Raw genomic sequence first — 12,917 nt, forward strand, 5'->3', positions numbered from 1 at the left:
CACTTATATTTTTTGATATAGTTCCTGCAATCGTTCCGGGGTCATGATTGTCTTCCAGTCCTTTCCCAGGGCATTTTCCCATAGCGGTTCCAGACCCAGCGAAATATTTACCATAACGTCAAAATCATTTTGGGTCAGGTCTGCACATATTCCTTTGGGTAGTGCTATTCCGTGTTTTTCCATCATCTGGTCGAACAACTTGACCCCTTCTGGATAAAACTCCTCTAAATGCTGGAACACCAAACAATTCCCTACACCATGTTTTACACCCAATAGATAGGAAAGGCCATAGCTCATGGCATGTGCGACGCCCACTTGCGAATAGGCAATGCTCATACCCCCGTGCCACGAGGCCATCATAAGCTTGTCCCTTGATTCTGCATCAGGAATATCCTCCAAGAACACCTCTTTACAAAGTTCCATGGCTTTTTCACCGTAGCTCTGGCTAAAGGCATTCAAATAGGTTCCGGTCAAAGATTCAACACAATGAATAAAACAGTCCATTCCTGTATAGAACCATTGTTCCGTTGGTACCGATTTGGTAAAATCGGGATCTAAAAGTACTTGATCAAAAGTGGTGAAATCTGAATTTATGCCCAATTTTCTTTCCGGCCCCAATAAAACGGTGGTCCGTGATACTTCCGCTCCTGTTCCACTGATGGTCGGGACGCCGACATGGTACAGGGCAGGCTTGTTTACCAAGTCCCAGCCTTGGTAATCCTTCGCCAAGCCTTTATTGTTAAGAAGTATTGATACGGCCTTTGCCAGATCCAACAAGGTACCTCCCCCTATCCCGATGATTCCGGAGGGAAGTTCGTTGTACTTTTCCCTTATGCGGGAAACCAGTGCATCTACTTGGGCGGTTTTGGGTTCTTCATCTGCTGAGATAAAGATTACCGTATCGTTGAACATCAAGGGAACCTTCGCTACGAAATCCTCGTTTTCGAAATAATCGTCCACTAAAAATATAAATGGTGCTTCGGAGCTTTTGCGCATCGGCAATAGGATATCCCCCAATTGCGAGAAACATCCTGATCCAAATATGACCCGGGGCACCATGGGAAAGTTCCTGAATGCAGTTTTATCTGTTGATATGGCTTCTTGTTTTTTCAAATCTTTTGCTGTCTTCATTAATTGTCCAAATACTTCAAAATATCTTCGAGGTTGTTCAATTTCAAATGGTTGTTAACCACTTCTTCCTCTGGAACCATCTCATGGGCCCAAGTGGTGTGAAAGGGTACATGTACAGCCATGGCCCCAATATTCAAGATAGGCAATACATCGGACTTTAATGAATTTCCTATCATTAAAAATTCATCTACCGGTATATCCAAGTGTTCCAAAAGATTACGATAATTACTTTCTTTTTTGTCGCTCAACACTTCCACATGGTGGAAATACTTCGACAGACCCGATTTTTCCAATTTTCGTTCTTGATCTAAAAGATCTCCTTTGGTTAGCACGATCAACCTGTATTTACCCATCAATTTGGAGAGTACCTCCTCTACTCCGTCGAGCAGTTCCACAGGGTGGGATATCATCCGCTTGCCCAATTCCAATATTTCCTTAATGGTCTTTTGGGAAACTTGGTCGTTGGACAGGTCCAAGGCGGATTCTATCATGGAAAGCATAAAACCTTTGATGCCGTACCCGTATATGTCCAAATTGGCCATTTCCATTTTAAACAGCTCTTGGTCGATCTTGTTCTTTGTTTCGTAATCGTCCAATAATTCAGCAAACTTTTCTTCCGTGTCCCTAAAATAGGTCTCGTTCACCCATAGGGTATCGTCTGCATCAAACCCAATTACCTTTATGTTGGAGAAATCTATTTCCATACTCTACGTGCGCGTTCCAGGTCCTCCGGTGTATCTATCTCTATACCGGTGACATGGGTTTCCACCATTTTTATTTTTTTTCCATATTCCAAAAACCTGATGGCTTCTATTTTTTCCTTGGCCTCTAAAGGCAACATGGGCAATTTTTGAAAGTCCAGGAGCGCCCTTTTCCTAAATGCATAAATACCTTTGTGCTTGTAATAGGTGGCTTCGACCTCTTTGTCCCTTGGGTAAGGAATGGGAGATCTGGAAAAATACAGGGCAAAATCCTGATTGTCCACTATCACTTTGACCGTATTTGGATTGGATATTTCCTCCCAGTCGGTAATCGGAGTCATCAATGAGGCCAGGTCTATTTCCTGATCAGCATCGTTTTTGAATACTTTGATGATCTTGGTCAAACTTTCGGCATCTATGAAGGGTTCGTCCCCCTGTACATTGATCACAATATCCACGTCCATATCGGCCACGGCCTCTGCAATACGGTCACTTCCACTTTCATGCTTGTTCTTGCTCATGATCACCTGCCCGCCAACTTCCTGGATAGCATTGGAAATCACATCACTATCGGTCACCACAAAGACCTTATTGAAAAGCCCTGTATCCACTGCTGCTTCATAGGTCCTAACAATTACAGGTTTACCACCGAGGTCCTGCATCAGTTTGGCAGGGAACCGCGAGGCTTGATATCGGGCGGGAATCATTGAAATTATATTCACTTTGTCTCTATTGAAAAGAATTGATGTTATCTTTTTGGTCTGATTTTTCTATAAATCCTGAATATGATCAATAGGATAATGATCACAAGAATTGCGGCTATGGGCGGTACCAATATGGATGCCGTACTGACCGCTACCGCAGCTCCTGTTTCCACCGTGGACACCAGTGGATTGGCCAAGCCACCCGTGGTTCCCGTGGAAGCAAGCCGTCCCGTGGCATTGGCCCCCTTTATGGCCGTTGCCGTACCTCCCCCCGCGATAATGGCGAGGGACCAGGTCACCACCGGGTCCAAATTGGATGCAGTGGACACTACCACCGCTGTTCCAGCAATGCCCGCCAAGGGAATCGCAAGACTGTCCAGGGCGTTGTCCACCCATGGGATGAAATAGGCGAATATTTCCACGATCGTGGCTACCCCCAAGGTGATCAGAGCGGTCAAACTTCCGATCCATTCCCAATTCTCGTTTAGGTCCCAAACCCCAAGATAGGCGGCAAAACTGAGCGCAAAAAGGGGAAGAAAAACCCGGAACCCAACTGAGGCCGCCAGGCCTATGCCGAGAAAGAGACTTATTATGGTATCTGGTTCAATATTCATGTTCATGTCTAATTTAGCCTTTTCCTAGTCAACAAAAAAATCATCCTTGAATCCTATCAAATAGAGTTGACGCTCGGCGCGGGTAACCGCAGTATATAGCCATCTGAGATAGTCCTTGTCCACTCCATTGGGCAGATAGGGCTGCTCTACAAAAACCGTGTCCCACTGTCCTCCTTGCGATTTGTGACAGGTTACCGCATAAGAGAACTTTACCTGAAGGGCATTGAAAAACTTATTGTTCTTTACGCCTAAAAACTTTCGGTATTTCGATTTTTCATGCGCATAATCCTTCATGACCTCTTGGTAAAGACGGTTTCCATCGTCATAGGACAAGGAAGGTGTCTCCGCCATAATAGTATCGAGCAAAAGTACTGTTTCAAAGGGTTTTTGTCCAGGGTAATCCACCATCTTCACCTTTACCTCGGCAAATTTGAAACCATAGAGTTCCTTGATAGCGAAGAGTTCCAGAACCTCAATGATATCCCCATTCGCGATAAATCCCGCTTCTGAATTGGGCTTTAACCAAAAATAATTGTTCTTGACCACCATCATGTAATCGCCAACGGCAATCTCATTGTCCAAAAACAGGATGCGTTCTCTTATGTTCTTATTATAAAGGTTTGCCCTTTTGTTGGAACGGACAATCAAAGCGGTCTGTTCCTTGCCATTTTGGGCATAGGAGGAATCAATGGCCTCTTGGATCTCATTTCCGTCGATCAACCGAACAATATCCCTATAGTTACCCAGTTCAAATTGAAAGTCCTCGAAAAAACCGGACTGCAATTGTTCCCTGAGATTGGTGGCGTTATAAAGAATACCGGAATCATCCGATTGCCGCATCACCTCGTCCAGCTCAAGGCACTCCACTTCCTTATCATAATTTAGCGAAAGGCGGTCTTCATCCAAAGCAGGACTGAGCTCCAGTTTCACGGGCGGCAACTGTGCCGTATCCCCTATCAATATGAGCTTACAATTATGACCGGAATGTACATAGTGCATAAGATCGTCCAATAAGGAGCCGTTCTCGAACAATTTGGAATCCGCAGGGGTATCCGGAATCATCGACGCTTCGTCCACTATAAATACGGTATTGCGGTGCTTATTGGGTGCCAACACAAATTGAATGCCCCCTCCAGTTTGTTTTTTGGGAAAGTATATCTTCTTGTGAATGGTAAAGGCCTTATTGCCGGAATATACCGACATGACCTTGGCTGCCCTTCCTGTAGGCGCCATAAGCACGGAGCCCATCCTTATTTTCCACAAGCTACTCACCAAAGTGGCCACCAAAGTGGTTTTCCCCGTTCCTGCAAAACCTTTTAACAGGAATACCTCGTCCTTTTTCGGTGCTAAAACAAAGTCAGCCAGCTTCTTAAGGGCCAGGCCCTGTTTCAAGGTAGGTTGATGGGGAAATTTTTCGGTTAAAATCTTTAAAAATCCAGGTGCGTTAAAATCCTTCATGAGCGCTAAATATAGTGGTCTTTTTTAAAGCAAAAAGTTTCCCAATAAAAAAAATATTGTAGATTTGTCTGTAACCACTAAATTAACTTTTGAAAGACAGTATCAGATATGTTAAACTTAATTCTTATTGTTGTATTAATATGCCTTGTGACCATAGGGCTAGTATTCTTGATCGATAGATTTTTACCTCAAAAAGTAAAGCCAGTTCTTGTAATTCTATTCGGAATTTTGAGCATTTACCTTGGTTTTAAAATATACGATTCGATCAACGCCCCCATCGAGTTCAACAAGGTAAGAAATGAAAGATTCACCCAAGTTATCAACAAACTAAAAGATATCAGGGACTCACAAGAAGCTTACAAAACCGTAAACGGAAAATACGCAGGTGATTTTGAAAGCTTGATCAAGTTCATCGATACCGGAAACTATACGATCACCACCCAGCGTGATTCATCCTTCATGAGATATGATAGAGCTTATCAAATCGATATGCAACAGGATACGATCATCATCGATACTTTGGGTACCGTACAAGTTAAAGATTCCCTGTTCGGAGCTGATGATCGCTACAAGACCATGATGAATGTACCTTATGCCCAAAACAACGAGAAGTTCGAAATGAAAGCGGACATTATTGACAAGAGTGGCTACAAAGCCCCTGTTTTCGAGGCAAAAGTAAAAAAGGAAGTTGTACTTTACGATCAACCGGAAGACCTTCTTGAAAAAGAAAAATCCTACCAAAGTGTTGAGGAAGTAAATGGCGATGAAATCAAGGTTGGTTCGTTGACCGATGTTAGTACCAACGGAAACTGGCCACCTATCTACGATAGGAAAAAGAACAACTAGCTATAGAACAGAAAGCATCAAATAGCACGTATAGAAAATTGTCCATTCAAGCCGGCTTGAATGGACTTTCTTTTTGTGTATCGGACACCATTACCAATAAGATACTTGCTTTTGAAAAGTTCAACTTCAAGACCCAGCTCACCCCCTACTTAATGCTTAAGGAACTCAAAGAGAAATTGAGTACACAGGGTGAGATCGGCGACAACTTTTCCGAGGTCCTTGTTATTCATAAGAACAATATGTTCGGGCTAGTCCCAAAACCGCTATTTCAAAAAGAAGAGCTGCCCAATTATTTGAAGTTCAACGCCAAGATCATGGCCAACGACCTGATTGCCTACGATGAACTGCCCAATCTGGATATAGTCAATGTGTACATCCCCTATACCAATATCAACAATTATATTTTTGAGCTTTTCGGAGAATTTGAATTCAAGCACAGTGGCACGGTATTGATCAACACCCTACTAAAGCAGCAAAGCTCGACTACAGACCCTATCTGTTATCTCCAGGTTTCCCAAAGGGAAATGGAAATGATGGTGGTGTCCGATAAAAAATTACGCTTCTACAACCAGTTCGAATACGGGAGCAAAGAAGATTTCCTGTATTACCTGTTGTTTAGTCTTGAACAATTGCAAATACCCCCGGAAACCGTTCAACTTAAACTTTTCGGGGCCATAGAGGAAGGGGATCCCATATATGAGCTCTGCTATCGGTATATCAAAGATATATCCGTCTTCGTGCCCGGCAATTCTTCCTTTCCATTGGAGGAACTGGAAAATGAAACCATTGACTTTTCCATATTAAGCTCACTTTAAAATGCGGATCATCTCTGGCAAATACAAGGGCAAAAGATTGACAGCCCCAAAAAAGTTGCCCGTCCGCCCCACAACGGATATGGCCAAAGAAGCCCTGTTCAATATTCTGAACAACCGATTTTATTTTGATGGGATCAAGGTATTGGACCTCTTCGCGGGAACAGGTAACATCAGCTATGAGTTCGCATCTAGGGGTACATTGGACATTACAGCGGTGGATGGATTTCAGGGTTGCGTTCGTTACATCTCAAAAACTGCCGATGAACTGGATTTCCCCATTGGCACGATAAAATCAGATGTTTTCAAGTATTTGGATCGAGCATCCGAAAAATTTGACCTTATTTTCGCCGACCCCCCATATGATTTTGCCACCGAACGATTTTTACAAATTGCCAACTTGGTCTTTGATAACGGACTATTGCTGGAAGACGGTGTACTGATCATAGAACATTCCGAGCAAACCGATCTTTCCGAACATCCAAAGTTTTCAGAACAACGAAAATATGGCGGAAGTGTGTTCAGTTTTTTTGAAGCTGAATAAAAAGCAGGCCATAAGCCGGATTCTGTATACCCTTATCATTTATCTAGACCAATGGTTGCCCAAGAGTTCCAACCGCCTACCCTCCAACTCGGGCGTGCAGCCCTCGAACATTGGTTTACGTGACGTTTCACCGCATAGAGTTTACCTGATTTCACTACAGCCGAACTGTACTTGCTTTCTGTTGCACTGGTCCTCGCCTTTCGGCGGACGGGCGTTACCCGCTATGCCGCACTATGGTGTCCGGACTTTCCTCTTCAAGTAGGTTGCCCATACTTGCAGCGATAAGGTGGCCTGCTCGTGCAAAGGTAAACCAATTGTTAATAAAAAACCGCCGAAGTCTCAACTTGCGGATAAGTTTGCGACCTGCTATTTTTATATTTGTAGTAATTCTATTTTTCCCAGTATTGGAACCGTTTATAGTATCAGCTAGAAAATATAGACCCCAGACCTTCAAGGATGTTGTGGGACAATCGTCCATAACCAACACCTTGTTGAACGCCATTGAGAACAACCATTTGGCGCAGGCCTTGTTGTTCTGTGGCCCAAGAGGTGTAGGAAAAACAACCTGTGCCCGTATTTTGGCAAAGAAAATCAACCAAGATGGTACGGAAAGGGAAGATGAGGATTTTGCCTTCAATATTTTTGAACTGGATGCGGCATCGAACAACTCTGTGGACGACATTCGGAGTTTGATAGACCAAGTACGTATCCCTCCGCAAACAGGCAAATACAAGGTATATATCATCGACGAGGTCCATATGTTGTCCCAGTCGGCATTCAATGCCTTCCTCAAGACACTGGAAGAACCTCCTAAACATGCGATATTTATCCTGGCCACCACGGAAAAGCATAAAATCATCCCTACCATCCTGTCCCGATGTCAGATCTTTGACTTTAAACGGATCACGGTAAAGGATGCCACAGAGTACTTAAAATACATAGCCGAACAACAGGGGATCGTTGCGGAAGAAAGTGCATTGCACATCATCGCACAAAAGGCAGATGGCGCCATGCGGGATGCCCTGTCCATTTTTGACCGTGTTGTCAGTTTTTCCGGGAAGGAATTGACCCGTAAGGCGGTAACGGAAAACCTGAATGTCCTAGATTACGATATTTACTTCTCCGCAACCGATCTGATCCTGGAGAACAACATTCCCGATCTTCTGATCCTATTCAATAAAACCTTGTCCCTAGGTTTTGACGGACATCATTTCATCACAGGATTGGCTTCTCATTTTAGGGACCTGATGGTTTGTCAACATCCTGACACATTGAACCTATTGGAAGTAGGCGAGGATGTAGCAAGACAATATCAAGAACAGGCAAAAAAAGCATCGAAACAATTTCTGCTAGAGGCCATCGATATGGCCAATGACTGTGACCTAAAGTACAAGTCCAGTAAAAATCAGCGACTGCTGGTAGAACTCACCCTCATGAAATTGGCCTCCATCACTTACGATGGAGAAAAAAAAAATCTGATTTCATAATACCTGCTTCCTTTTTCCAGGAAAAGACCATTGCTGCCAACAGTTCACATCCATCGGAAAACAAGGACACGCAGTTCGCTCGGTCCCCAAAAGGCACAGAACAGGAAGTCATATCGACCACCCCGATCACCAAGAATGGCAGTGAGGTTTCGGCTCCTGTAGAACCTGCGATTGAACACGGGCCAATCAAAGAGCCTCAAGCTACATATCAGCCTAAAAAAATACAGATAAAAGGATCGGAAAAGCGTGTATCGGGTCTTTCGTTATCCAGCATCAAGGTTAAAAAAGAGCACGAAAACACCAAATCCCCCAGCATTCCGGAAAAGGATCTTCCCAAAGATCCCTTCGAGGAAAAGGAAATGCAACAGCACTGGGACGATTTTGTCCATCAACTGGAAAAACAGGGAAGAAAAATATTGGCCAGCAACCTGCAAACAGATGTGCCCAAACTAAAAAATGAGGATACCATTTGGATAGAATTGCCCAATGGCACGATGAAGAAGGAGATAGAAAGGGAACAAAGCCTGATGCTGGACTACTTGAAGCAAAAACTCAACAATTTTGCCATTACACTCCATATCACCGTTAATGAGGAAGTGGCCAAAAAGTTTGCCTTCACCCCACAGGAAAAATATGAAAAACTAAAGGAAAAAAACCCGAATATAGAATTGCTGCGCAAAGAGTTTGACCTGGATTTTTAATCGAACTGTCCGTTACATTTATCTTTGTGCCATAAAATTTCAAAGCTATGTCCATGTTAGGCCTAAAATTGCCCACCGACCCACGCTGGGTGAATATTGTAGAAAAGAATATTGAGGAAATATTGACCGATCATGCCTATTGTGAGCAAAAAGCGGCAAGTACGGCCATATCGCTTATTATCGGCTTTCCCGAAAAATCGGAATTGGTCAAGGAAATGACGGCATTGGCAAGGGAAGAGATGGGCCATTTCAATATGGTACATGATAAAATCTTAAAACGGGGATGGACATTGGGCCGTGAGCGCAAGGATGAATATGTGATCGAGCTCATGAAGTTCTTTCCTAAAGGTGGTAGTCGCGAGACCCATCTGGTACACAAACTTTTATATGCCGCCTTGATCGAGGCCAGAAGTTGTGAACGTTTTAGATTGCTTTCGGAGGAAATAGCCGACAAGGAACTGTCCGATTTCTATAGAAACCTTATGGTCAGCGAGGCCAACCACTACACCATGTTCCTCAAATTTGCTCGAAAGTATGGCCAAAAAGAGGAAGTCGACCAAAAATGGAACGACCTCTTGGATTATGAGGCCCAGCTAATGAAGGACCTTGGTAAAAAGGAGACGATGCACGGTTAAAACCGCACATTTATTCTTCAAGCTTCTCTTTGTAATAATCGTACATCGCAAATTGTGACCTTAGTTCGGGAACACCCTTGGGACGTTTTCTATAGGCATTGTCCTGCTTGGCTGAAAAAACGCGTGCCTTTGAATTATCCCTCCAAGAGATATCAAAGGTATCGAGCAGTTCCTGCCTTATATCCGGGTCATAAATGGGACAACCTACCTCGACCCTGAAGTCAAGGTTCCGCGTCATCCAATCCGCTGAGGAAATGTAGATTTTGGCATCACCATTATTTCCAAAAATGAACAATCTGGGATGCTCCAGAAATTTATCCACCACACTGATGGCCTCAATGTTCTCGCTCATGCCCTCAACACCTGGAATCAAACAGCAGATCCCACGAACGATCATCTGTATTTTAACCCCTGCCCTACTTGCCTCATAAAGCTTATCCACCATTTTATAAGAGGTCAGGCTGTTCATCTTGATCTTGATGTACGCCTTTTTCCCAGCCTTTGCAAAGGCAATCTCCTGATCGATCAACTTCATGAAAGTTGATTTGGTATAATGCGGAGAAACAATCAAATGTTTGTACTTATTGATTTTATAATTGGTCTCGAAGAAACCGAAGACCTTGTTCATGTCCTTTAAGATGCCCTGATGGGCGGTGAACAAAGTATAATCCGTATAGATCTTGGCAGTGGACTCGTTAAAGTTTCCGGTACTGATAAACCCGTATCTCTTTATTCCCTCACCCTCTTCACGTTCGACAAGGCAAATCTTGCTGTGCACTTTAAGCCCGGGCACTCCGAATATCAGGTTGACACCTTCATCTTGAAGATGGTTTGCATACTCTATATTGTTCTGTTCGTCGAATCTGGCCTGGAGCTCGATCTGAACGGTGACCTGTTTCCCATTTTTCACCGCATTGACCAATGCAGATGCTATCTGGCTGTCACTGGCCAAACGATAAATGGTGATCTTGATGCTTCGGACCTGCGGGTCCAATGCCGCTTCACGCAAAAACTTGGTCACATAGCTAAAGGTATGATAAGGTGCATAGATCATATAGTCCTTGTGGGCGATGATATCCAATAAGCTCCCTTTCATACTTAGGCCCTTTACGGGCAGTGGCTCTATTTTTTCGTACATCAGGTCGTGGCGCCCCAAACTTGGAAAGCCCATATAGTCCCTTCTATTATGGTAGCGTCCACCTGGAATCACGCTATCGGTATCCATAATGTCCATTTTCTCCTTTAAGAATTGAAGGGTATCCTTATCAATGCTCTTATCGTAAACAAAACGGACCGGGTCACTAATTTTTCTGTGCTCCACACTGGAGGAAATCTTTTCTATAAAACTCTTGCTCAGGTCGTTGTCGATATCGAGTTCCGCATCCCTCGTGATCTTGATCATATGGGCAGAAATGGATTCGAAGTCGAACATGGTGAACACACTGTCCAGGCAAAAACGAATCAGATCATCGAGCATGATCACATAATCCTTGTCACCTTCCTTGGGCAGGACCACGAAACGATCGATCCCTTTGGGTATCTCGATCAGTGCATATCTATTGTGCTTGCCCTTCGTTGTGCCATTTTTCATCACCACTTTAACAGCCAAGTAAGCAGCCGTATCCTTCAACAACGGGAACTCGGTAAGATCGTTAAGGATGATGGTCATCAGTTCCTGGTTCACTTTTTTGAAAAAGTAGTCCCGGATGAACTCGGCCTGTCTTTCATTGACCTCAGTTTCCCTGATGATAAATATATTTTCCTGTCGCAGTTCCTTATCGATCTGTTTAAAGATCTCAAGACTACGTGCCTGCTGCGCGATAACTATCTTGGTGATTTCTTCCAAAAGGTCCTTTGCCCTTTCTCCCCCCAAGACACTTTTCCCTGTTTTTCCCGCATCTACAATACGCTTGACCGTGGCATACCTTACTTTGAAGAATTCGTCCAGATTATTGCTGAAAATCCCCAGGAAGCGCAATCGGTCGATAAGGGGAACCCTGTGATCCTTGCTTTCCTGCAATACCCTGGCATTGAATTGCAGCCAGCTGATTTCCCTATTGATATATTCGTTCGTTGTTTTAACCATTTATTTTTTCAAGTGTTTTGGAAAGACCATTTGTTTGGTTGTTCCCCCTGTTATTTTTGACCAATCGTCCACACCAAATGTAATATGGACAAGTCCGGCCGTGGGAACGTTCTCAATATACTGATCTCCCCAAGTATTTGCAAGTGAAGTAAAGGCATAGTTGTGCCCGAAAATGGCAACTGTACCCCAATCATTGTCCAGATTACGAACGAATTGTTCCACACTATTGCCCGCAAAGTCGTACAGGGCCTTGGCAACACTGTAATTGGAAAGGTCGTATTCCAGGCTACGCACAAAAATCATACTGGTGTGCAAAGCGCGATTTGCAGGGCTGGAGTAGATAAAATCTATTTGAGGGGCATGCAGGCCAAAGGTCTTGGCAACCATATGGGCATCATTTATTCCCCTTTCCTTTAATGGTCTGTCCAAATCGGAGACATCGTAGTCCCATGAGGATTTTCCATGTCGCATTAATATGAGCTGCTTCATCTTCTTGGTTTTATGGTGCCAATCTTTCTACTTTCCAATCAAAATCTTCCTGCAGGGTATATCGTATCCTATCATGCAACCTATTGGGTCTTCCCTGCCAAAACTCCATAGAGACGGGCTTGACCAAATAGCCACCCCAGTAATTCGGCCTGGGTACTTCTTTGCCCTCGAACCTTTGTTCGAGTTCCCTTAGTTTGCCCTCAAGATAATCCCTTGATGGCACGACCTCGCTCTGGTCCGAGACAATGGCTCCCAACTGGCTACCGTGCGGCCTTGATTCAAAATATCCGTCCGATAGGTTTTCCGCTATTTTTTCGGCAGTTCCCTTGATGATGACCTGTCGCTCCATATTCGGCCAAAAGAAAGATAGGCAGACCGCTGGATTTGCTGCAATGGCCTTTCCCTTTTCACTTTGGTAATTGGTATAGAATATAAACCCCTCAAAGGTGAACTTCTTCATCAGTACCACCCGACTTTTTGGAAAACCATCCATCCCTATGGTCGAAACGGTCATGGCATTGGGTTCATCCACTCCATCGGAAGCTTCGGTTTCATGGAACCACTTTTGAAATTGTTCCATCGGGTTCTCTTTGATCGACGCTTCGGTCAACTCACTTTTCTCGTATGATTTTCTATAATTGCCAAGGTCCTTTTGCATGACGTGAAGTTCGGCAAAAATAGGGTGTCAACAAAGATGGACAAACAAAAA

General features: G+C 43.9%; 12 protein-coding genes, 1 other RNA gene and 1 pseudogene. 5 read left to right on the top strand and 9 right to left on the bottom strand.

Annotation, left to right across the window (positions count from 1 at the left end):
- Positions 1 to 3: 3 nt before the first annotated feature.
- From PY091_RS15525 to PY091_RS15545, 5 genes are read right to left on the bottom strand one after another with little or no spacing between them, the layout of a single operon-like run.
- The gene (locus PY091_RS15525; protein ID WP_275650519.1) at positions 4 to 1,131 is read right to left on the bottom strand and encodes an iron-containing alcohol dehydrogenase family protein; all 1,128 of its coding nucleotides are present in this window, start codon (positions 1,129 to 1,131) and stop codon (positions 4 to 6) included.
- A complete protein-coding gene (locus PY091_RS15530; protein WP_275650520.1) occupies positions 1,131 to 1,835 on the bottom strand; it encodes an HAD family hydrolase in 705 nt (234 codons plus the stop codon). The genes PY091_RS15525 and PY091_RS15530 overlap by 1 nt, the downstream gene beginning before the upstream one ends.
- Entirely contained in the window at positions 1,826 to 2,539 is a 714-nt protein-coding gene (gene kdsB / locus PY091_RS15535; RefSeq protein ID WP_275650597.1) for a 3-deoxy-manno-octulosonate cytidylyltransferase, read from the bottom strand. The genes PY091_RS15530 and kdsB overlap by 10 nt, the downstream gene beginning before the upstream one ends.
- Positions 2,540 to 2,580: 41 nt before the next feature.
- Complete coding sequence (locus PY091_RS15540; RefSeq protein WP_289623532.1) at positions 2,581 to 3,150, bottom strand: DUF4126 domain-containing protein; 570 nt, start codon at positions 3,148 to 3,150, stop codon at positions 2,581 to 2,583.
- 24 nt (positions 3,151 to 3,174) lie between these two features.
- Positions 3,175 to 4,608, bottom strand: a complete 1,434-nt coding sequence (locus PY091_RS15545; protein WP_275650521.1) for an ATP-dependent DNA helicase — start codon at positions 4,606 to 4,608, stop codon at positions 3,175 to 3,177.
- Between the two features lie 108 nt (positions 4,609 to 4,716).
- Here PY091_RS15545 and PY091_RS15550 point away from each other — a divergent pair, with 108 nt between their 5' ends.
- From PY091_RS15550 to PY091_RS15560, 3 genes are read left to right on the top strand one after another with little or no spacing between them, the layout of a single operon-like run.
- The gene (locus PY091_RS15550; protein ID WP_275650522.1) at positions 4,717 to 5,454 is read left to right on the top strand and encodes a hypothetical protein; all 738 of its coding nucleotides are present in this window, start codon (positions 4,717 to 4,719) and stop codon (positions 5,452 to 5,454) included.
- 2 nt (positions 5,455 to 5,456) lie between these two features.
- Positions 5,457 to 6,269, top strand: a complete 813-nt coding sequence (locus tag PY091_RS15555; RefSeq protein ID WP_275650599.1) for a DUF3822 family protein — start codon at positions 5,457 to 5,459, stop codon at positions 6,267 to 6,269.
- A 1-nt stretch (position 6,270) separates the two neighbouring features.
- Entirely contained in the window at positions 6,271 to 6,810 is a 540-nt protein-coding gene (locus PY091_RS15560; RefSeq protein WP_275650523.1) for an RsmD family RNA methyltransferase, read from the top strand.
- Here PY091_RS15560 and rnpB read toward each other — a convergent pair.
- An RNA gene (gene rnpB, locus PY091_RS15565) (RNase P RNA component class A) lies at positions 6,807 to 7,108 on the bottom strand. The two genes, PY091_RS15560 and rnpB, sit on opposite strands and share 4 nt — an antisense overlap.
- Before the next feature lie 106 nt (positions 7,109 to 7,214).
- Here rnpB and PY091_RS15570 point away from each other — a divergent pair.
- Positions 7,215 to 8,998 (top strand): annotated as a pseudogene (locus PY091_RS15570) (DNA polymerase III subunit gamma/tau).
- Positions 8,999 to 9,051: 53 nt separating this feature from the next.
- Positions 9,052 to 9,633, top strand: a complete 582-nt coding sequence (locus tag PY091_RS15575) for a MiaE family protein (RefSeq protein ID WP_275650600.1) — start codon at positions 9,052 to 9,054, stop codon at positions 9,631 to 9,633.
- A 10-nt stretch (positions 9,634 to 9,643) separates the two neighbouring features.
- Here PY091_RS15575 and ppk1 read toward each other — a convergent pair whose 3' ends face one another.
- The 3 genes from ppk1 to pdxH are packed head-to-tail and all read right to left on the bottom strand — an operon-like array spanning position 9,644 to position 12,866.
- Positions 9,644 to 11,719 carry a polyphosphate kinase 1 gene (ppk1, locus tag PY091_RS15580; protein ID WP_275650524.1) on the bottom strand — a complete coding sequence of 692 codons (2,076 nt, stop codon included), beginning with the start codon at positions 11,717 to 11,719 and terminating at the stop codon, positions 9,644 to 9,646.
- Positions 11,720 to 12,208: a SixA phosphatase family protein gene (locus PY091_RS15585; protein ID WP_275650525.1), complete on the bottom strand. Its 489-nt coding sequence runs from the start codon at positions 12,206 to 12,208 to the stop codon at positions 11,720 to 11,722.
- Between the two features lie 10 nt (positions 12,209 to 12,218).
- Positions 12,219 to 12,866, bottom strand: a complete 648-nt coding sequence (pdxH, locus tag PY091_RS15590; protein WP_275650526.1) for a pyridoxamine 5'-phosphate oxidase — start codon at positions 12,864 to 12,866, stop codon at positions 12,219 to 12,221.
- Between the last annotated feature and the right edge of the window lie 51 nt (positions 12,867 to 12,917).

Source organism: Flagellimonas okinawensis (assembly GCF_029194005.1).
GTDB classification, from domain to species: domain Bacteria; phylum Bacteroidota; class Bacteroidia; order Flavobacteriales; family Flavobacteriaceae; genus Flagellimonas; species Flagellimonas okinawensis.